The 20896-nt window shown below is 64.5% G+C and carries 20 protein-coding genes and 1 tRNA gene; 20 read left to right on the top strand and 1 reads right to left on the bottom strand.

Translation table 11 applies throughout. From position 1 onward, the window contains the following. The 11 genes from EJB06_RS20810 (at position 1) to EJB06_RS20765 (ending at position 9204) form a co-directional block, all read left to right on the top strand. A complete protein-coding gene (locus EJB06_RS20810; protein ID WP_126075934.1) occupies positions 1 to 1158 on the top strand; it encodes an acyl-CoA dehydrogenase family protein in 1158 nt (385 codons plus the stop codon). A 1-nt stretch (position 1159) separates the two neighbouring features. Next, positions 1160 to 1552, top strand: coding sequence for a RidA family protein (locus EJB06_RS20805; protein ID WP_126075933.1), 393 nt, complete (start codon positions 1160 to 1162; stop codon positions 1550 to 1552). 162 nt (positions 1553 to 1714) lie between these two features. Next, a complete protein-coding gene (locus EJB06_RS31955) occupies positions 1715 to 2320 on the top strand; it encodes an apolipoprotein A1/A4/E family protein (RefSeq protein WP_164557981.1) in 606 nt (201 codons plus the stop codon). Between the two features lie 132 nt (positions 2321 to 2452). After that, on the top strand, positions 2453 to 2797 hold the full coding sequence (locus EJB06_RS31950; protein ID WP_164557980.1) for a hypothetical protein: 345 nt from the start codon (positions 2453 to 2455) through the stop codon (positions 2795 to 2797). Positions 2798 to 3087: 290 nt separating this feature from the next. Further along, positions 3088 to 3516 carry a nuclear transport factor 2 family protein gene (locus EJB06_RS20795; protein ID WP_126075931.1) on the top strand — a complete coding sequence of 143 codons (429 nt, stop codon included), beginning with the start codon at positions 3088 to 3090 and terminating at the stop codon, positions 3514 to 3516. Positions 3517 to 3539: 23 nt separating this feature from the next. Then, the gene (locus EJB06_RS20790; protein WP_229427185.1) at positions 3540 to 4946 is read left to right on the top strand and encodes a cytochrome ubiquinol oxidase subunit I; all 1407 of its coding nucleotides are present in this window, start codon (positions 3540 to 3542) and stop codon (positions 4944 to 4946) included. Beyond that, complete coding sequence (gene cydB / locus EJB06_RS20785; RefSeq protein WP_126075930.1) at positions 4943 to 5959, top strand: cytochrome d ubiquinol oxidase subunit II; 1017 nt, start codon at positions 4943 to 4945, stop codon at positions 5957 to 5959. Before EJB06_RS20790 ends, cydB begins: the two co-directional genes overlap by 4 nt. A gap of 138 nt (positions 5960 to 6097) precedes the next feature. Then, complete coding sequence (locus tag EJB06_RS20780) at positions 6098 to 7249, top strand: mechanosensitive ion channel family protein (protein ID WP_126075929.1); 1152 nt, start codon at positions 6098 to 6100, stop codon at positions 7247 to 7249. 77 nt (positions 7250 to 7326) lie between these two features. Beyond that, positions 7327 to 8262 (top strand): CHAD domain-containing protein, encoded by a 936-nt coding sequence (locus tag EJB06_RS20775; RefSeq protein WP_126075928.1) that lies wholly within the window; start codon positions 7327 to 7329, stop codon positions 8260 to 8262. Between the two features lie 214 nt (positions 8263 to 8476). Next, positions 8477 to 8731, top strand: coding sequence for a hypothetical protein (locus tag EJB06_RS20770; protein ID WP_126075927.1), 255 nt, complete (start codon positions 8477 to 8479; stop codon positions 8729 to 8731). 194 nt (positions 8732 to 8925) lie between these two features. Further along, positions 8926 to 9204: a hypothetical protein gene (locus tag EJB06_RS20765; RefSeq protein WP_126075926.1), complete on the top strand. Its 279-nt coding sequence runs from the start codon at positions 8926 to 8928 to the stop codon at positions 9202 to 9204. 46 nt (positions 9205 to 9250) lie between these two features. On the opposite strand, the gene EJB06_RS20760 is transcribed toward EJB06_RS20765, so the two are convergent. Beyond that, positions 9251 to 9325 (bottom strand) — tRNA-Arg (locus EJB06_RS20760). Between the two features lie 191 nt (positions 9326 to 9516). Between EJB06_RS20760 and EJB06_RS20755 the strand changes: the two genes are divergently transcribed. The 9 genes from EJB06_RS20755 (at position 9517) to xrtB (ending at position 20884) form a co-directional block, all read left to right on the top strand. Then, the gene (locus EJB06_RS20755) at positions 9517 to 11412 is read left to right on the top strand and encodes an ATP-binding cassette domain-containing protein (protein WP_126075925.1); all 1896 of its coding nucleotides are present in this window, start codon (positions 9517 to 9519) and stop codon (positions 11410 to 11412) included. 51 nt (positions 11413 to 11463) lie between these two features. Then, positions 11464 to 12183 (top strand): CAAX prenyl protease-related protein, encoded by a 720-nt coding sequence (locus EJB06_RS20750; RefSeq protein ID WP_198420879.1) that lies wholly within the window; start codon positions 11464 to 11466, stop codon positions 12181 to 12183. A gap of 40 nt (positions 12184 to 12223) precedes the next feature. Continuing rightward, complete coding sequence (epsL, locus tag EJB06_RS20745) at positions 12224 to 13456, top strand: XrtB/PEP-CTERM-associated polysaccharide biosynthesis outer membrane protein EpsL (RefSeq protein WP_126075924.1); 1233 nt, start codon at positions 12224 to 12226, stop codon at positions 13454 to 13456. Between the two features lie 8 nt (positions 13457 to 13464). Next, the gene (locus tag EJB06_RS20740; RefSeq protein WP_126075923.1) at positions 13465 to 14847 is read left to right on the top strand and encodes an undecaprenyl-phosphate glucose phosphotransferase; all 1383 of its coding nucleotides are present in this window, start codon (positions 13465 to 13467) and stop codon (positions 14845 to 14847) included. Positions 14848 to 15094: 247 nt separating this feature from the next. Continuing rightward, entirely contained in the window at positions 15095 to 16084 is a 990-nt protein-coding gene (locus tag EJB06_RS20735) for an EpsD family peptidyl-prolyl cis-trans isomerase (protein ID WP_307720466.1), read from the top strand. 49 nt (positions 16085 to 16133) lie between these two features. Beyond that, a complete protein-coding gene (gene epsE, locus EJB06_RS20730; RefSeq protein ID WP_126075922.1) occupies positions 16134 to 16922 on the top strand; it encodes a polysaccharide export protein EpsE in 789 nt (262 codons plus the stop codon). A gap of 40 nt (positions 16923 to 16962) precedes the next feature. Further along, positions 16963 to 18369: a chain length determinant protein EpsF gene (gene epsF / locus EJB06_RS20725; RefSeq protein WP_126075921.1), complete on the top strand. Its 1407-nt coding sequence runs from the start codon at positions 16963 to 16965 to the stop codon at positions 18367 to 18369. Between the two features lie 32 nt (positions 18370 to 18401). Next, positions 18402 to 19280 carry a chain length determinant protein tyrosine kinase EpsG gene (gene epsG / locus EJB06_RS20720; RefSeq protein ID WP_126075920.1) on the top strand — a complete coding sequence of 293 codons (879 nt, stop codon included), beginning with the start codon at positions 18402 to 18404 and terminating at the stop codon, positions 19278 to 19280. Next, positions 19277 to 20884 (top strand): exosortase B, encoded by a 1608-nt coding sequence (xrtB, locus tag EJB06_RS20715; protein WP_126075919.1) that lies wholly within the window; start codon positions 19277 to 19279, stop codon positions 20882 to 20884. Before epsG ends, xrtB begins: the two co-directional genes overlap by 4 nt. Positions 20885 to 20896 lie beyond the last annotated feature (12 nt).

The raw sequence follows: 20896 nt of genomic DNA, 5'->3' as shown, positions 1-20896 counted from the left end.
ATGGCGGATAAGACCTATCTGGACTGGCCGTTCTTCGACGCCCGCCACGCCGCGCTGGAGCAGGCGCTGGACGCCTGGGCCCGCGAGCACATCGCGCCCACCCACGGCCGCGATGTGGACGACGCCTGCCGCGCGCTGGTGCGCCGGCTGGGCGCGGGCGGCTGGCTCGATCATGCCGTCGGCGCCATCGACACGCGCGCCATTTGCCTGATCCGCGAAACGCTGGCGCGCCACGACGGCCTGGCCGATTTTGCCTTCGCCATGCAGGGATTGGGATCGGGCGCGATTTCGCTGTTCGGCAGCGCCGCCAACAAGGAGCGCTATCTCGGGCGGGTGGCGCGCGGCGAGGCGATTGCGGCGTTTGCGCTGTCCGAGCCGCAGGCCGGCTCGGACGTGGCGGCGATGCAGTGCGCGGCGGTGGCGGACGGTGACGACTATGTGTTAGATGGCGAGAAGACCTGGATTTCGAACGGCGGCATCGCCGACTTCTACGTGCTGTTTGCGCGTACCGGCGAAGCGCCCGGCGCGCGCGGCATCAGTGCTTTTATCGTCGATGCCGATACGCCGGGCTTCTCGGTGGCCGAACGGATCGCGGTGATCGCCCCGCACCCGCTGGCGCGCCTGCGTTTCGACGGCTGCCGCGTGCCGGCATCGCAGCGCCTGGGCGACGCGGGGCAGGGCTTCAAGGTGGCGATGGCGACGCTCGATGTGTTCCGCACCTCGGTCGCGGCGGCGGCGCTGGGCTTTGCGCGGCGCGCCTTCGACGAGGCGATCGCGCATGCCGCCACGCGCAAGATGTTCGGGCAGACCCTGGCCGACTTCCAGCTGACCCAGGCCAAGCTGGCCGAGATGGCCACCGGGATCGACGCGGCGGCGCTGCTGACGTACCGGGCCGCGTGGCAGCGCGACCAGGGCCGCAAGGTCACCAGGGAGGCGGCGATGGCCAAGATGACGGCCACCGAAACGGCGCAGAAGGTCATCGACGCGGCGGTGCAGATGTTCGGCGGGATGGGGGTGGTCAGCGAACATCCGGTGGAGCGGCTGTACCGCGACATCCGCGCGCTGCGCATTTACGAAGGCGCCACCGAGGTGCAGCAACTGATCATCGCGCGCGAGCTGCTGCGCGAGGCGGCGCCGCTGCGGGAAGGGAAGGCATAGCATGGAATTTCTTCAACCGCCGGGATGGGTGCGGGCACGCGGCTATTCGAACGGCGTGGCGGCCAGCGGACGCACGGTAAGCGTGAGCGGCATGATCGGCTGGGACGGGCAGGGCGTGTTCCACACGGATGACTTCGCCGGACAGGTGCGCCAGGCGCTCCAGAATGTGGTCGATGTGCTGGCCGAGGCCGGTGCGCGGCCGGAACACATCGTGCGCATGACGTGGTACGTGCTCGACAAGCACGAGTACCTCGGCGCGCACAAGGAAGTCGGGGCGGCGTATCGCGAGCTGATCGGCAGGCATTTTCCGGCGATGACCGCGGTGCAGGTGGCCGGGCTGATGGAAGACCGGGCGCGCGTGGAAATCGAGGTGACGGCCATCGTGCCGGACTGAGCCTGGTCGAGCAGCGCTGGGTTTTTCGATTTTTCGGATTGGTTCCCCTCATCGTTTCCTTGTCTGATTCACGGCAAGGCGCCGATGGAAAGCATGATGGCGGCAATCGTACGGGCCTACACTTGACGGCGCGGCGGGTGCCGTGCCAACCGGGGAAGGTCGATGAGTATGAATGCCGTGCCGAGCGAGCCACAGGAGCCTGACGACCAACGTGCGCCAGCGGCGGCTGGCAGTGGGCCGCCGGATCATGGCGCCATGGACCGCCGCATCACCGTGCTCGAAACGCGGTTTGACACCATCTTGCCGACCCTGGCGACCAAGGCTGACTTGGCCGATGTGCGCCTTGATCTGGAGAAGATGCGATCCGAGCTGCTCGGGAAGATAAACGAGTCAGGTTCCGAATTGCGCGGAGAAATCGCCGCGCAGGGCTCCGAATTGCGCGCAGCAATCGCCGTGCAGGGTTCCGAATTGCGCCGGGAGATGAATGAACTGGGGACGGGGCTTCGTGCAGAAATGGGGAAGCTGAGCAAGGAAGTGCAAAGTCAGTTGATGAAGGCGATGATGTGGTTTGGGGCTCCTGCCATGACTGTCATATTTAGCATGGTCGGTTTCGGAATTTACCTGAGTAATCAGGTCGCACAACAAGTCACTAGCCAGATCGGCAATCAGATTCACAATCTCTCCGCGCGTTTGCCGGTTGCCAACGCGCCGCTGGCGCCGCCTCGGGATCGTCCGGCGGACGGCGCTATGCCACCGCCATCGCGTTGAGCGTGCATTTAGTTCCTTTCGTCCGACGCTCGTCTGATTCACGACAAGATGCCCAAGGAAAGCATGACTGTGGCAATCGTACAGGCCTACACTGGTTGGCGCGGCGCGTGCCGTGCCAACCGGGGAAGGTCGATGAGTATGAATGCCGTGCCGAGCGGGCCAGAGGCGCCCGATAGCAAACGTGCGTCCGTTGCAGCAGGCGGGGGGCCGCCGTATGATGGCGATATGGACCGCCGCCTCACCGTGCTCGAAACGCGTTTCGACACCATCCTGCCGACCCTGGCTACCAAGGCCGACGTGGCTGACGTCAGCATCCGGATGGAAAAGATGCGTTCCGACCTGAGCGAAAAGATCGACGCCTTGCGTGGAATTGCACCTTGCGTTGACGAACATAATGAAATGGTGCGTCGGCATCGCCATGACGCTGTTCATCGGCATGGTCGGCCATGGCCTGTATCTGGGCACACAGATGAGTAACCTTGCTGCGCGCCTGCCTCCAGCCTCGCCTGTGGCGCCAGCGCCGGACCAGCCGGCCGCCTCATCCACGCCGCCGGCGCCGCTCGTCCAGCCGGAACCGCGGCCTGCACCGACGCCCTGACAAGCAGCGCCGCGCGCGCCCACGCTGTGCCACCGGCCTTGCCGCATCCTCCCTCTGCGCATTGACGGTAGCGATTTTTCATCCATCGCGCGCATCGCTCCGAACTTTTGCGCCATCGCGCACTCTGACCAGTATCCGGGCGAGATTGCCCATCTACTGCGGGGAAACAATGGACCAGCAACAATTCAGGCAGCACGCGCTCAGCTTCATCGACCAGTTGCGCCGCCTTGAAGACGGCGATGCATGCGCGGTCGACGCACTGGCCGCACTGTTCGGCGACAATGCCCAGCTGCGCAATCCCTTTGTCGACCATGCGGGCCGCGAGCGGATCGCCGCCTTCTGGCGCAGTTACCGGGCCAGCTTCGGCACGGTGCAGTCCACCTTCTCCCACATCACCGTCGCCGACTACTGCGCGGGCCTCTTCTGGCGCTCGGTCGGCACCGGTCCGCAGGGCCAGCCGGTCGACGACGAAGGCGTGACCCTGCTCGAATTCGACGAGGGCGGCAAGATCACGCGCTTGCGCGGCTATGTCGACAGCCGCCAGGTCCGGATCGACGCGCCGGCGCATGGAGCCGGCAGATCGGGGTGCAGGGACTGAGCGAGGGACTGGGCGGAGCGGCAATGGATACGGTGGCAGGCATGGACGCGGTGTTGTTCTCGCGAATCCAGTTCGGATTCACGATCGCGTTTCATATTGTTTTTCCGGCCTTTACCATCGGACTGTCGGCCTTCATCGCCACGCTCGAGGTGCTGTGGCTGCGTACAAAACGCGCGCATTACCACACGCTGGCGCGCTTCTGGACCAAGATCTTCGCCGTGTCGTTCGCGATGGGCGTGGTGTCGGGCATCGTCATGGAATACCAGCTGGGTACCAACTGGAGCCGCTTCGCCGAGATCGTCGGCAACACCCTGGGACCCCTGTTCGGCTACGAGGTGCTGACCGCTTTCTTCCTCGAAGCGAGCTTCCTCGGGATCATGCTGTTCGGCTGGAATCGCTTTCCGCCATGGCTGCACACGCTGGCCTGCATCGCGGTCGCGTTCGGCACCGCGCTGTCCGGTTTCTGGATCCTCGCGGCCAACAGCTGGATGCATACCCCGGCCGGCTTTGCGATGGAGCAGGGCATCGCCTACCCGGTCAGCTGGTTCGACATCATTGTCAATCCGAGTTTTCCGTACCGCTTCACGCACATGATGATCGCCGCCTACCTGACCACCTCGCTGGTGGTGTGCGCGACCGGCGCCCGCTACGCGCTGGCGGGCCGTTTCATGCCGGAAGCGCACACCATGCTGCACATGGGCCTGGGCATGCTGGCGATCCTGGCGCCGCTGCAGGCCGTGGTCGGCGACCTGCATGGCCTGAACACCTTGCGCTACCAGCCGGCCAAGGTGGCCGCCATCGAGGCGCACTGGGACGGTGCGCGCCCGGCGCCGCTGGTCCTGTTCGCCTGGCCCGACAGCGCCGCCGGCCGCAACCGCGCCGAAGTGGCCGTCCCCAAGCTGGGCAGCCTGATCGTCACGCACGACTGGAACGGGCGCTTTCGCGGCTTGCTCGATTTTCCCGCCGACCAGCGCCCGCCCGTGCCGCCGGTGTTTTTCATGTTCCGCCTGATGGTCGGGCTGGGCCTGCTGATGATCGCCGCCGGCTGGATCGGCGCCTGGTTGTGGTGGCGCAAGCGCCTGATGGACGCGCGCTGGTTCCTGCGGCCGCTGGCGCGCGCCTGGCCGCTCGGCTTCATCGCCATCCTGGCCGGCTGGATGGTGACCGAAATCGGGCGCCAGCCGTGGATCGTGTACGGGGTGCTGCGTACCGCACAGGCGGCCTCTCCGGTCACGGCGGCCCAGGTTGCCACGTCGCTGGCGCTGTTCGTGCTGGTGTATATGGTGGTGTTTTCGATTGGCGTCTGGTATATCGGCAAGATGATCGGCAAGGGTCCGGAAGCCTCGCTGCCCGGGCCGGAAACCTTGCCCAACCGTCCGCTGGCGGGCGGCCGGCCCGAGCCGACGGCGCAGCCGTGGGTGCCACCATGAGCGATCCCGGCGAGCTGTTGCCCGTGCTTCTGGCGCTGGTGCTGGGCGTGGCCTTGTCGATGTACGTCGTGCTCGACGGTTTCGACCTGGGCATCGGCATCCTGTTTCCCTGCTTCCGCGACGCATCCGCGCGCGACCAGATGATGAACTCGGTCGCGCCTTTCTGGGACGGCAACGAGACCTGGCTGGTGCTGGGCGGGGTGACCTTGTGGGCGGCGTTTCCCAAGGCCTTCGCCATCATCTTGCCGGCCATGTACCTGCCGGTACTGGTGTTGCTGCTGGCGCTGATCTTTCGCGGCGTGGCCTTCGAGTTCCGCTGGGTGGCCAAGGGGCACCAGCGCATCTGGGATGGGGCCTTCGCCGCCGGCTCCACCCTTGCCGCGTTTGCGCAGGGCGTGATCCTGGGCGGCCTGCTGCAAGAGATCCGGGTGCGCGACGGCCAGTTCGCCGGCGGCCCCTTCGACTGGCTCAGCCCCTTCGCGCTGATGTGCGGGCTGGGCCTGCTCAACGGTTATGCGCTGCTGGGTGCGGCCTGGCTGATGATGAAGACCGATGGCGCGCTTGCCGCCAGGGTGCGCAAGATGGCGCCGGCGCTGCTGGCCGGACTGCTGGGCTTTATCGTGCTGGTCAGCATCTGGACGCCGTTACAGATCCCGCGCGTCGCGCAGCGCTGGTTCAGTTTGCCGAACCTGTTCTTCCTGGTCCCGGTGCCGCTGGCCACCGCCCTGTCGGCGTGGCTGTGCTGGCGCGCCATCCGCCAGGATAGCGGGGTGCTGGCGTTCACGGCGGCGGTCGGCCTGTTTTTGCTGGCGATGGGCGCACTGGTGCTGTCGAACATGCCGTATGTGGTGCCGCCCGCGCTGACCGTGTGGCAGGCGGCGGCGCATCCGAGTTCGCAGCTGTTTTACCTGGTGGGCGCATCCATTTTGCTGCCGCTGATCCTGGCCTACACGGTCATGGTGTTCTGGCTTTTCAGGGGCAAGAACAAGGCGGGGGAGGGCTATCACGCGTGACTGTGCGGTTGTGGAACGCTTACCGGTATGGAAGGTTTCTTTGCCGAAATGTGCGACATTATTCAGGCTGAGCTTGTAGGCTGCGGCTTTCGGGCGGCGTTGCCGCCAGCCGTACACCGCATTCGAAGGAGACCGCATTTGGATATCCGTACCCTGACTTCCCCGCTGGCCGGGATCGCCCCTTCCAACTGGCTGCTCGCCCTGGCCGTGGCCTTGGGCAGCTACGTGATCATGCACGGCGCGGTCGTGCTGTTCCGCCGTCACATGGCCAGGCTGAGCGAGCAGGGACGGGCCGACAAACCCGTCGCCGAATTGCTCAAAGCCACCTTGGCGCGTACCAGCAAGCTGGCGCTGCTGGTGACCGCCCTGTTGTTCGGGCTGACCGTGCTCGACCTCGGCGCGCCGTGGGACGAGCGCGTGCGCCACCTGTGGTTCATTACCCTTGGCGCCCAGCTGGCGCTATACCTGGACCGCGCGCTCAGCGTCGGCGCCCAGCGCTACTTCCGCAGCCGCGCCAGCACGCCGGATGCGCCGGCCACCGTGGCCAACACGCTCATGGTCTGGGCGCTGAAAACCGTGCTGTGGGTGGTGTTTTTCCTGGCCGTGCTGTCGAACGTGGGCATCGATGTCTCGACCCTGGTGGCCAGCCTGGGCATCGGCGGGATTGCCGTGGCGCTGGCGGTGCAGAATGTGCTCGGCGACCTGTTCGCCTCGCTGTCGATCGCGGTCGACAAGCCCTTCGAGGTGGGCGATGCGATCAGCGTGGCCGGGTTTTCCGGCAGCGTCGAGCACGTGGGCCTGAAGACCACCCGCATCCGCTCCGACAGCGGCGAGCAGATTGTGATCGCCAACGCCGAGCTGCTGAAAAACACGCTGCGCAACTTCAAGCGCATGTCGACCCGGCGCGTGCAGTTTTCGCTGCGCGCCAATCCGGCCACCACCCCGGCGCAGGCGGCCCAGGTGCCGGGCGCGCTGCGCGCCATCATCGAACGCCAGGAAGGCGTGCGCTACGACCGCGTGCACCTGAAAAGCGTGACCCAGGAGGCGCTCGAGTTCGATGTCGTGTTTCATGTGCTCGATCCATCCTACGGCCGCTACATGGATATCCAGCAGGCGATTTTGCTGGCGGCGATGGAGGTGTTCGAGGAACTGGGCGTGTCCACGGTGGGAGCGTCGCGCCACGTGCTGATCGAACGGATGAAGCGCCCCGACAGCACGACGGCGGCCGCAGCTGCCAAGCCGGCAGCGGCGCTGCACAATATCGTATTGACACGCAAGCAGCCATCCTGACAAGTCTTTTGCAGCGGTAAGGAAATGGCATCGAAGGACGTTTCCGCGCACAATGTCTTCAAGGAGGAACACGCCATATGGATACCGCAGTCAGATTTCCCACCACGCCCAAGGCGGTGAGGGCTCACGCGCTCACGCTGTCGCCGCGCATGAACGTCGAGAAAGCCTTCCAGGCCATCATGCGCAATTGCCTCGACCAGATCGAAGCCAACGAAACCGGAGTCATCAAGTATCACGATGTCGAGAGCCTGCACCAGATGCGGGTCGGCCTGCGCCGCCTGCGCTCGGCCCTCGGCATGTTCGATGAGGTGCTGAGCCTGCCGCTGGCGCTGCGTCAGGAGCTGGACTGGCTGGTGGCGCAACTGGGACCGGCGCGCGACTGGGATGTGCTGGCCGGCTCGACCTTGCCGCGCATCGCCGCCAGCGTCGCTGGGCTGGCGCCGCTGGTGCCGGTGCAACTGGCCGCAGCCGACAAGGCCAACGCCTTGCACGCGGTCGCCGGCGCGGCGGTCGCGTCCGAACGCTACCAGGACCTGATCGGCCACCTGGAGCGCTGGCTGGACGAGCGCGGCTGGCGCGCGATGCAGTTGCCGGCGGACCGGGTGCGTCTGAAGATGCGGGTTGCCGACTTTGCGAAGGGGATTCTCGAAAAGGACCAGCAGCGCCTGCTCAAGCGCGGCCGCAAGTTAAAGGATGCGAATCCGGAAGCACGCCACCGGGTGCGCATCGCCGCCAAGAAAACCCGCTACGCCGCCGAATTCTTCGCCTCGCTGTATCCCCGGAAGACCGTGCGGCCGTACGTCAGGGCGCTGGCCGGACTGCAGGATGAACTGGGCTTGATGAACGACGCCAGCGTGGCGGACGGCCTGCTGGCGCAACTGGGCGAGGCCGACCCCGGCCTCAAGGATGGCACCGGCTTCGTGCGCGGCTACCTCGCTGCCCGCAGCGAGCAAGCGGGCGGCAAGCTGCGCAAGCTGTGGCAGCGCTTTGTGCCCTTGCGCGCGCCGTCCTGATATGAGGTGGGCAAGCGAGGCGGCCTGCGCGAGGCAGCTCGCATCGCTGCGTTGCCATCGCCTGCGCTTTCTCCCGATGGCGCCGCTGCGAACAGGGCGCCTCACCGCTTTTCCGAAGCCAGTTGAGGGATTTTCTGACGAGGTGATTCAAGTTTTGTCCGACGCCCGGTGCGACCTTGCGGCATATAATAGGGCGTTGACGGAGGTTGGAGAAATGGACGACGAAAAACGCATTCTCGATGCAATCAGTAGCATTGCGCTGCCTGATGATATTAAAAAGTTCGACGTGAAATTTTCACCGGACTCGACGGGCATGCCGGCTGTGTGGGTCAATCTCCACATCGACGACGATTATCATCCGAGCGAGGCCAAGATCGACCGCCTGGGCGCTGCGCGCAGCGCCATTTCCGACAAACTCCTGTCCATGGAACTCGATAGCTGGCCTTACATCAGGCTGGTAACTGACTGACCGTGCCAACGCTGATGGAGCATGTGCGGTTGGCGTCGGCGCCAACCCATCCACTGACCCGGTGCGCCTATCTTAAGATACAATATCTATTTCAAATAAGAAATAGTTCAGATGTCGGCCAGTAGGCCGATCACCCCAAGCTCCTACATCGCGCGCCTGGCCGCCAGGCCGGCGACCCTCCCTGGAAAGACGCTATGCGCACATCCCTGATGTTCATCTTGACGGCTGCCTGTCTGGTCGCCTGCAGCTCGTCTGGTCCGGTTCAAACCGGCAAAGATACCTATATGATCGCCAAAACCAGCGGCGGCGGCATGTTCGTCTCCGGCGCCACCGTCAAGGCAGACCTGATCCAGGAGGGCGTCGCCTTTTGCGCTAAAAACAACAAAACGCTGGAACTGATCAGTGGTGAGGGCAAGAATGCCATTCCGTTCGCGCGGACATCGTCGGCCGAGATCACATTCAAGTGTCTATGAGGGAGGCTGAGTAAAAAGGGGAAGGGGGACAGGCAGGCAGAATCAATGGTCCCTCCGACAAGAATCGAACTTGTATCCCACGCTTAGGAGGCATGTGCACTATCCATTGTGCTACGGAGAGACGCTGCTGATTCGGCGATCGGCGCCCGCCTTGGCTGGCCCGGTGTCGTGAATCGACCGCAATTATAGCCGAGGTTTGCCCCCTGAATGGGTCAAAATAAGGTCAAAGTGGCTTGTGCCTGCCCCAAGTCGGTACAATGCGTGCTTCATTCAATCATCCGGCCGGTTCTCCTGCCTGCGCACTCACTCTCTATGGCTGTCATTTCACTCTCGTCGGCGCAACTTGCGTTCGGCCACGTCGCGTTGCTCGATCACGCGGAATTTTCCCTCGAAACCACCGAGCGCGTCGGCCTGATCGGGCGCAACGGCACCGGCAAGTCCTCCTTGCTGAAAACCATCTCGGGCAAATTCAAGCTCGACGATGGCTTGCTGGTCATGCAACAAGGCATCAAAATCGCCTATGTCGAGCAGGAACCGACCTTCGACCCTGCCATGTCGGTGTTCGACGCGGTCGCCGCCGGCATGGGCGGCCAGGCCGCCATGCTGGCCGAATACGAAGAACTGACCGGCAAGTTCGGCCAGGGCGACGACGATGCGCTGATGGAACGCATGCACGAACTGCAGGTCCAGCTCGACGCCACCGATGGCTGGAGCATGCAAAACAAGGTCGACACCACCCTCGACCGCCTCAGCCTGGCGGGCGAGTCGCTGATGGGCACCCTGTCGGGCGGGATGCAAAAGCGCGTGGCCCTGGCCGTGGCGCTGGTCTCCGCGCCCGACGTGCTGCTGCTCGACGAGCCGACCAACCACCTCGACTTCCGCTCGATCCTGTGGCTGGAAAGCCTGCTGCGCGACTTCAAGGGCTCGGTCCTGTTCATTACCCACGACCGCAGCTTCCTCGATAACGTCGCCACCCGCATCATCGAACTCGACCGCGGCAAGCTGCTGTCCTACCCCGGCAATTTTACCGCCTACCAGACGCGCAAGGCCGAACAGCTCGAAATCGAAGAGGTCGAAGCGGCCAAGTTCGATAAATTCCTGGCCCAGGAAGAAGTCTGGATCCGCAAGGGCGTCAAGGCGCGCCGCGTGCGCGACGAAGGCCGCGTGCGCCGCCTGGAAGCGCTGCGCCTGCTGCGCGCCGCGCGCCGCGAACAGCAAGGCCAGGTCAAGCTCGAAGTGTCCTCGGGCGAACGCTCGGGCAAGATCGTGGCCGACCTGGAAAACGTCAGCAAGGCGTACGGCGAGAAGGTCATCGTCAACAATTTCAGCGGCACCATCCTGCGCGGCGACAAGGTCGGCCTGATCGGCGCCAACGGCGCCGGCAAGACCACCTTGCTGAAGATGATCCTCGGCGAAGAAAGCGCCGACAGCGGCTCGGTCCGCCTCGGCACCAAGCTGCAGGTCGCTTACTTCGACCAGATGCGCGCCCAGCTCAACGAGGAAGCGAACCTGATGGAAACCATCGCCCCGGGCAGCGACTGGGTCGAGATCAACGGCGCGCGCAAGCACGTCATGACCTACCTGAACGACTTCCTGTTCGCCCCGGAACGGGCCCGCTCGCCCGTCAAATCGCTCTCCGGCGGCGAACGCAACCGCCTGCTGCTGGCGCGCCTGTTCGCCAAGCCGGCCAATTGCCTGGTGCTCGACGAACCGACCAACGATCTGGACATCGACACCCTGGAATTGCTGGAAGAGTTGTTGGAAGACTACACCGGCACCGTCTTCCTGGTCAGCCACGACCGGACTTTCCTCGATAATGTGGTGACCCAGGTGATCGTCGCCGAAGGCGAGGGCAACTGGCGCGAGTTCGTGGGCGGATATTCCGACTGGGAACGGGTCAAGGCCCAGGCGCCGGCGCCGGCCGCCAAGGCCCCTGTTAAAAATCCTACAACATCTCCTGGCGTTCCTGTTGCCAAAAAGGTAAAATTAAGTAACAAGGAACAGCGGGAGCTCGAAGAGCTGCCATTATTGATAGCCAGCCTGGAGGACGAGCAATCGGCCATCACGCAGCAACTCAATGCACCGGACTTTTACAGGACCAACCCGGCCGACGCCAAGCGCCTCAATGCGCGCTTCGCCGACATCGATCAGCTTCTGATCGATGCGCTGGAAAAGTGGGAACTGATCGAAGCCCGTTCAAAGGGATGATCACCAACGCATAAAACAGGAGCAGGCAGACCGCCTGGCAGATGAAGAACCATGTCCGAACGCAATGAACAACACGACCTGGCGGCGAGCGCCGCTGCCAACGTTCCGATGTTCAGCCGCGCGGCATGGGCGCGCATCCTGCCTTTCCTGGTTTATATCTTCTTCATCATCGCGGTCGACGGGCTGACCCGCCTGGGCTTTGAGGTCCAGGCCTTGCGCTGGATGTACGCCCTCAAGATCGGCGCCGTGCTGGCCACCCTGGCCTTTTTCTGGCGCGACTACACCGAACTGCACCGCTGGGACCTGGGCCTGCTCGCCAGCGCCGTGGCAGTCGTCACCGGCGTGGTGGTGCTGGTGCTGTGGGTCAGCCTGAACGCCAGCTGGATGATGATCGGCTCGCCAGATGGCTTCGATCCCACCACCGGCGGCCGGGTCGACTGGCTGATGGTGGCGGTGCGCATCGCCGGCGCGGCCCTGGTGGTGCCGGTCATGGAAGAGCTGTTCTGGCGCTCGTTCCTGATGCGCTGGATCGATTCGGATCGGTTTCAAGCGCTTGATCCAGCACAAATAAGCCTGAAAAGTCTGGCGATCGGGATCGTGCTGTTTGGATTTGAGCATAACCTGTGGCTGGCCGGGATGGTCGCCGGCGCCGCCTATTCCCTGTTGTACATGAAACAACGCAGCCTGTGGTCGTCCATCCTCGCGCACGCCGTGACCAACGGCCTGCTCGGGGTGTGGATTGTGCGAACGGGACATTGGACATACTGGTAATATCTCGCCAATTCGATATGACTTGAACAAAGACTAACAAATGCCTTCACCCTTGCTTCCACATCCGCACCGTCCGCGCCGCGCCCAGGGCGCCGTCGCCTTGGTCCTTGCCCTGGGCGCCGTCGCCGGCGGCCCGGCCTGGGCCGGACCGTCCGATGCGCTGCACGTCTATGGCGGCCTCGGCTATTTCTATGACGACAACCTGTTCCGCCTGCCGGATGAGTCGCCCGGATACGACAGGCAGCGCAGCGATTCGGCGCGCCAGAGCGTGGTCGGGGTGCTGTTCGACAAGACCTACAGCCGCCAGCGCATCCAGGCCCAGGGCAAGCTGTCGAAGGTGGCGTTTTCGCACTTCAAGCAGCTCGATTACGACGGCAAGGATTTCCAGGGCACCTGGAACTGGCAGCTGGCCAACCATCTCGAGGGCGCGCTGGGCGCCACCTACGCCCAGACCCTGGCGCCGTACACCGATTTCCAGAGCCGCGAACGCAATCTGCGCGTGCAGCGCCGCCAGTTTGTCGATGCCGCCTGGCGCATGCACCCGAGCTGGCGCCTGCGCGGGGCCGCCTCGCGCGACAAATTCACATATGAACTGGCGGTGCAGCGCTACAACGACCGCACCGAAGACGCGCTCGAGGCCGGCTTCGACTACCTGCCGCGCAGCGGCAGCACCGCCGGCCTGGTCGTGCGCCGCCTGAGCGGCAAGTACCTGAACCAGCGCATCCTGTCCGGCGTGGTGCGCGACGACGATTACGAGCAGGATGAACTCAAGGCGCGCGTGCTGTGGCGCGTCACCCCGACCACCACCGTGCAGACCCTGGCCGGCTACGCCAGGCGCAAGAACGCGCAGTCCGGGCCGCGCGATGTCAGCGGCTTCAACGGGCGCGTCACGGCCAGCTTCAATCCGCGCCAGAAGCTGCGCCTCAACGGCGCCGCGTGGCGCGAGTTTTCTGCGATCGAGAACTACTACTACACGTTCAGCCTGAACCGCGGCGCCAGCGCCGGCGCCAGCTGGGACGCCAGCGCCAAGGTGCGCGTGGACGCCAGCCTGAGCGTGGAGCAGCGCTCCTACGAGGGCAGGCTGCTGAACAATTCGCCGGAGGACCTGAGCGACACGCTGCGCCAGGCCACCGTGGGCGCGACCTGGTCGCCCCTGCAAACAGTGCAATTTTCTACCTCTTTCATCCACCAGGACCGCAGCGGCGCTCAGTTCCTCGGCAATGGAAGCTTCAAGGCGAACACAGTTTCCGTGAACGCCAATGCGCAGTTCTAAAGGTGCCCATGACGGTCAATGACATCCCCTTAATTTCGTTTTTCCAGCGCGTGCTCGATCCCCTGATCATCATGGGGACCCTGTATGTCTCCTCGATGTTCTTCCATGAGCCATTCACGGGTTACTCGCTGGTATTGATGATTCTCGCCTTCTTCGTGTCCTCGGCCGTCTACCAGCACGTCGATCCCTACCGCACCTGGCGCAGCGGGCGCATGGTCGCGTATGTGCGCGACACCGTGTTCGGCTGGGTGCTGACCGTGTGCGTGCTGCTGTTCCTCGGTTCGGCCAGCGGCCTGTCCGGTTATTACGACACCGAGGTGGTGCTGGCCTGGTTCGTCGCCACCCCGGTCGTGATGCTGGTCAGCCACCTGGCGGTGCGGCGCGTTTCTGTCGGCCCCGGCAACAATACCGAGATGCGCTCGGTGGTGGTGATCGGCGCCAACGACGTCGGCCTCAAGTTCGCCGGCATCTGCGAGCGCCACAAGAATCTGTTCATGCAGATGCACGGCTTTTTCGACGACCGCACCGAAGACCGCCATCCGGCCAACCTGCGTCATCCGATGCTGGGCAAGATGGCCGACATCGCCGCCTATGTGCGCGAACATAACATCAAGATGATCTTCATCAGCCAGCCGATTTCGGCCCAGCCGCGCATCCGCAAGCTGCTCGACGAGCTGCAGGACACCACGGCCTCGGTCTACTTCCTGCCCGATATCTATGTGTTCGACCTGATGCAGGCGCGCTTCGACAATGTCGGCGGCATGCCCGTGATCGCCATCTGCGAAACCCCGTTCATGGGCCTGAACAGCATGATCAAGCGCACCAGCGACATCGTGCTCGGCCTGGTGATCCAGCTGCTGCTGCTGCCGATCATGCTGGTGATCGCCGCCGCCGTGAAGTTCACCTCGCCGGGGCCGGTGATCTTCCGCCAGCGCCGCTACGGCCTGTACGGCGAAGAAATCATCGTCTACAAGTTCCGCTCCATGACCGTGACCGAAAACGGCGACACCGTGGTGCAGGCGCGCAAGGGCGACCAGCGCATCACCCGGGTCGGCGCCTTCCTGCGCAAGAGTTCGCTGGACGAGCTGCCCCAGTTCTTCAACGTGCTGCAGGGGCGCATGAGCATCGTCGGCCCGCGCCCGCACGCGGTGGCGCACAACGAGCAGTACCGCAAGCTGATCAAGGGCTACATGCTGCGCCACAAGGTCAAGCCCGGCATCACCGGCTGGGCCCAGGTCAACGGCATGCGTGGCGAGACCGAAACCCTGGACAAGATGGAAGCGCGCATCCAGTACGACCTCGACTACCTGCGCAGCTGGTCGCTCTGGCTCGACCTGTGGATCATCGTCAAGACGGTAAAAGTCGTGTTCAGCCGCGAGAACGCACATTAAGTTGTTTTGTTGCAAAGGCTGATTAAGAGAAGCTTAAGCCTCTGCGGCAGTGCAGCAAAGTTGTTTCGCTGTCATCGGTAACGCGCTAAAATACGGCCCTGCGGACGGGCTCGGGCACAGTCCGCACAGCATGATGCGGAGCGCAATAGCGGCGCCATTTAAACGCAGCGATTTGCCGATATGTGTAATAATCCCGGCAATGTCGTTGTGTATTAATCAAGCTTTATAACAAAAATCAGAGGATAAATTGAACAACTCCACCCTGGCCATGTCGCCGCCTTCACACAAACGCTTGCTGTGCGCCGCCCTGATGGTCGCGCTTGCGGGACTGGCCGGCTGCGGCAACAAGGACAGCAAGCCCAAAGTGGGCCAGGCGCTGGTCAGCGTCAACGGGGAAGAGATCACCGAATTGCAGCTGAGCGAGGAGCTGATGCTGGCCAACGTGCCGCCGGCCCAGCAGACCGAAGCGAGCAAGAAGCTGGTCGAAGCCCTGATCGACCGCCAGCTGCTCCAGAACGAGGCGGCCAAGGATAAAACCGACCGCGATCCCAAGGTGGTGCAGGCGATCGAACGGGCCAAGGCCCTGATCATCGCCCAGGCCTACATGCAGAAAAAAGTCGGCGGCGCGGCCCGTCCGACCGCCGCCGAGGTCAGCGATTACTACAGCAAGAACCCGGACTTCTTTGCCAACCGCAAGCAGTTCGACATGAAGCAGCTGGTCATCCAGACCAAGGACCTGAGCGAGGAAGTCAAGACCGTCGCCGAGAACGCCAAGTCGCTCGACGATGTCGCCGTCTGGTTCGACGCCAACAAGGTCAAGTACCTGCGTACCCAGGCTTCGCGCACCACCTCCGACCTGGCGCCGGAAATGTCGGCCAAGCTCAAGAGCATGCCGAAGAACCAGCTGTTCATCGTCAAGGAAGGCGAGCGCAGCATGCTGGTCTCGATCGTCGACGTGCGCGACAACCCGGCCACGCTGGAAGTGGCGGCGCCCCAGATCGAGAAGTTCCTGTTCAACAAGCGCACCAAGGATGCGGCTGATGCCGAGCTCAAGCGCTTGCGCAGCGCGGCCAAGATCGAGTACCTGAAGGCCCCGACCCTGGCCGCCACGCCGGCCGAGGCTACCCCGGTCCCGGCCGCGCCGGCCCCGGTCGCCGCCCCGGCGCCCGCCGAGCCTGCCGCCACCCCGGCCGCCGACGATGCCGCCACCGCGCGCGGCGTGGCCGGCCTGAAGTAAGCGGCCCGCGCGGCGTTCCGACAACTGACACTGATTAGAGGTAAAGCAAATGAAACAACTGCTCCATGGCCTGATGGCTTTCCTGACCACGATGACGATGGGCGCCGCCATGGCGGCCGACCTGCCGCTCGGACCGGGCGACGTGCTCAAGGTCTCCGTCTACGGCAGCCCCGACCTGACCCTGGAAGCGCGCGTCAGCGAAAGCGGCAACATCAGCTATCCGCTGATCGGCCAGGTGCCGGTGGCCGGCCTGTCGGCCGCCGCGGCGGAAAAGAAGATCGCGTCCCTGCTGGAAGCGGGCAACTTCGTCAAGAAGCCGCAAGTGAACGTCAGCGTGACCGCGGTGCAGAGCCGCCAGGTATCGGTGCTGGGCCAGGTTAACCGCCCGGGCCGCTATCCGATCGAAGGCAAGCGCAGCCTGATCGACCTGCTGGCCATGGCCGGCGGCATCAACAGCGAGGGCGGCGACCGCCTGAGCCTGATCCGCACCCGCGACGGCAAGACCACGCGCGAGGAAATCGATGTCATCGAGATGGTCCGCAACGGCCAGCTGGACAAGGACTATGTCCTGTCCGGCAACGACGTCCTGTACGTCGAACGCGCGCCCAAGTTCTATATCTACGGCGAAGTCCAGCGTCCTGGCGCCTTCCGCCTCGAGCGCGGCATGACCGTGGTGCAGGCCCTGTCGGCCGGCGGCGGCCTGTCCATGCGCGGCACCGAGCGCGGCCTGGTGATCAAGCGCCGCGATGCGGAAGGCAAGATCCGCCTGATCGACGCCAGGCAGGACGATGTGCTGCAAGTGGACGATGTTGTTTTCGTCAAGGAAAGCTGGTTCTGACCGCCGGCCCGGGCCGCCGCACCACATTGAGAGTTGCTAAATGAATCTATCCCAGTTCCTGCTGATTTTGTATGCGCGCAAGTACATCATCCTCGCTACCTTGCTGGTCACCGTCACGCTGACCCTGATGGTCAGCCTGTCGATGCCCAAGACCTACCAGGCGACGGCGTCCGTGCTGCTCAATTACAAGGGCGTCGATCCGCTGACCGGGATCGCCATGCCGAGCCAGCTGTTGCCGGGCTATATGGCGACCCAGATCGATATCATCAGCAGCAAGAATGTGGCGGCCCGGGTGGTCGACCAGCTGAAAATGGCGGAAAACCCGACCGTCGTCGAGCAGTTCCGCAAAGCCACCGGCGGCAAGGGCACGGTGCGCGACTGGCTGGCCAGCCTGCTGCTGCTCAAGCTGGACGTGGTTCCCTCGCGCGAAAGCAGCGTGGTCGAGATCAACTTCAAGGGCGCCGATCCGCAGTTCGTGGCGGCCGTGGCCAACGCCTTCGCCGAGGAATACCAGAAGCTGAGCATCGAGCTCAAGGTCGAGCCGATGAAAAAGGCGGCAGCCTACTTCAACGAACAGACCAAAATGCTGCGCGGTAACGTCGAAGCGGCCCAGAGCCGGCTCTCCAAGTACCAGCAGGACAATGGCATCGTCAGCGTCGACAACCGCCTCGACGTCGAATCGAACCGCCTTAACGACCTGTCGGCCCAGCTGGTCGCGGCCCAGGGCCAGGCCATGGAAGCCAATTCGCGCCAGGGCATGGCGCAGGGCACGCGCGGCGCCGATTCGCCCGACGTGGCGTCCAATCCGCTGGTCCAGAACCTCAAGGTGCAGCTGGCCGGCGCCGAATCGCGCCTGGCCGAAGCCGGCCAGCGCCTCGGTGTGAACCATCCGCAATACCTGAGCATCAAGGCCGAAGTCGACAAGATCAACGCCAACCTGGCCACCCAGCAGCGTTCCGCGTCCAGCAGCGTCGGCAATAACGCCGCCATCCTGCAGCAGCGCGAAGCGGCGGTGCGCGCGGCGCTGGCGGCCCAGAAGGCCAAGGTACTGGAACTGAACCGCAGCCGCGACGAACTGGGCGTGCTGGTCAAGGATGTCGAGAGCGCCCAGCGCGCCTTCGACGCCACCTCGCAGCGCTTCTCGCAGACCCGCATCGAAGGCGCGTCCGAGCAGTCCGACATCGCCGTGCTCAACCCGGCCACCGCGCCGCTCGGCGCCAACGGCCCGCGCGTGATGCTCAACACCATGCTCTCGGCCTTCCTGGGCGTGATGCTGGGCCTGGGCTTCGCCCTGCTGACCGAAATGATCGACCGCCGCGTGCGTTCCGAAACCGATATGGCCGAAGTGCTGCAGATGCCGGTGCTCGGCGTGATCGACTGGACCGCGTCCAAGCGCCGCTACAGCGCGATCAATTCGCTGCTGCCGCGCCGCCTGCGCCTGGGCTAGTCCGCGCGCCCGAACCAACAATAGGAAACACCATGACGCAGACCGAGCTGTCCCTCGCCGCCTCCGAAAAAATGAAACGCGCCGATTCGAGCATCGGCGGCATGCTGCTCGAATCGGGCAAGATCACGCCCGAGAACGCCGAGCGCGTGCTGCGCATGCAGAAGGAACTCGGGATCCGCTTCGGCGAAGCGGCCCAGCGCCTGGGCCTGATCAACGAGGCCGACATCCAGCAGGTGCTGGCGCGCCAGTTCGACTATCCCTACCTGCAGCCGGGCGAGGGCAACTATTCGCCGCACCTGGTGGCGGCCTACGATCCCTTCAGCCCGCAGGTCGAGACCCTGCGCGCGGTGCGCAGCCAGCTGATGCTGCGCTGGTTCGCGCGCGGACGCAAGTCGCTCACCGTGGTCGGGATCGACCGCGGCGACGGCGCCAGCCTGTTCGCGGCCAACCTGGCGGTGGTGTTTTCCCAGCTCGGCGAACACACCCTGCTGGTCGACGCCAACCTGCGCAAACCGTCCCAGCACGCCATCTTTAACATTCCCGGCAAACAGGGCTTGTCCGATATCCTGGCCGGCCGCGCCGAGCTCGACGTCACCGCCCATGTCGGGTCCTTCGTCGACCTGTCGGTGCTGGGCGCCGGCACCTTGCCGCCGAATCCCCAGGAACTGCTCAGCCGCAGCAATTTCGCCGGGCTCAACGCCCAGCTCGAATCCAAGTACGATGTCACCCTCTACGACGTGGCCGCCAGCCAGACCGGGCTCGACGCCCTGGTGCTGGCCGCCCGCACCGGCGGCGTGCTGATCGTCGCGCGCAAGAACAAGACCCATATGGGCGACGTCAACGCCCTGGCCGAACAGGTTGCCCAGAATGGCGCCGTGGTGGTCGGCTCGGTGCTGGTGGATTTCAAATGACGACCCAGGCCAAGTCGACCCTGCCGGCCGGCCTGTCCGGCAACGGCGCGCTGCCGTCCTGGGCGCCGATCGCGCTCGGCCTGTTGCTGATGTACGTGCCGAGCTTCTACGACATGTTTACCGGCCTCTGGTCGACCGAAGAACAGGCGCACGGCCCGATCATCCTCGGCATTTCGCATTGGCTGCTGTACCGCAACTGGGGCCAGATGCTGGCCGTCAGCGAAGGCGAGCGCGGCAGTCCGCTGGGCTGGCCGCTGCTGGTGCTCTCGCTGTTCGTCTACTTCATCGGCCGCTCGCAGGGCATCGCCATCTTCGAGATCGGCTCCTACCTCGGCACCCTGATGGCGGCCATCCTGCTCATGCGCGGCACGCGCGCGCTGCGCGCCCAGTGGTTTCCCTTCTTCTTCATGCTGTTCATGCTGCCGCTGCCCGGTTCCCTGGTCGACATGCTGACCATGCCCATGAAGACCGCGGTCTCCTGGGTGGTCGGCAATGTGCTGTACTGGGTCGGCTACCCGATCTCGCGCAGCGGCGTGATCCTGCAGATCGGCCAGTACAAGCTGCTCGTGGCCGACGCCTGCGCCGGCCTGCACACCTTGTTCACCCTGGAAGCGCTGGGCCTGCTGTACCTGAACATCGTGCGCCACAATTCGCTGTTCCGCAACGTCACCCTGGCGATCCTGATCGTGCCGATCTCCTTCATCTCGAACGTGATCCGGGTCATGGTGCTCACGCTCATCACCTACCACCTGGGCGACGCGGCGGGGCAGGGCTTCCTGCACGGCTTCGCCGGCATGGTGCTGTTCGTGTCGGCGCTGCTGCTCATTATCGCCACCGATTCGCTGCTGCGCTTCGGCGCCGCCGACAAGGAAGCGCTGCCCCTGTTCGCCAGCGACGCCGGGCCGCCGGCCCTGTCGGCCGACTACGGCCCGCTGCGCATGGCGATTCCCGCCGCGCTGCTGATGGGCGCGGCCCTGCTGGCGACGGTCGCCATCAAGCCGCAGAAAATGCTGGCCGATAGCGAACCGGCGATCGTGCTGGAAACCAGCATCCCGGGCGCCTTCGGCGACTGGAAGATCGATCCCGACGCCGTGGCCATGGTGCCGTCCTCGGTGCAGCAGGAAAAAGTGGCGACCATCTACAGCCAGACCCTGTCGCGCACCTATATCAACAGCCGCGGCCAGCGCGTGATGCTGACCATCGCCTACGGTTCGAACCAGACCCAGTCGATGCGCGCGCACCGCCAGGAAGTGTGCTACGCGGCCCAGGGCTTCCAGATCCGCGACCTGCACAACGAAAACCTGGTGTTCGACGGCCTGCCGGTCCCGGTCACGCGCATGGTGGCCAGCCATGGCCCGCGCACCGAGCCGGTCACCTACTGGTTCACCATGGGCAGCAGCGTGGTGCGCAGCTACCTCGACCGCCAGGTGGTGCAGCTCAAGTACGCGCTGTCCGATTTCATTCCCGACGGCTACCTGTTCCGCGTCTCGTCCATCGAGCCCGACGACAAGGCCGCTTTCGCCGCGCAAGATGCGTTTGTCAACGACCTGATGAAGCACGTGGCGCCGCCCGTGCGCGCCAAGCTGATCGGCGCTCCTGCGTGATGTGCGGCGCAC

The sequence above is a fragment of the Massilia atriviolacea genome (assembly GCF_003953935.1).
Taxonomy (GTDB): Bacteria; Pseudomonadota; Gammaproteobacteria; order Burkholderiales; family Burkholderiaceae_D; genus Telluria_A; species Telluria_A atriviolacea.
The sequence above is the reverse complement of the archived record's forward strand: the minus strand, read 5'-3'. Positions and strand labels throughout refer to the sequence as shown.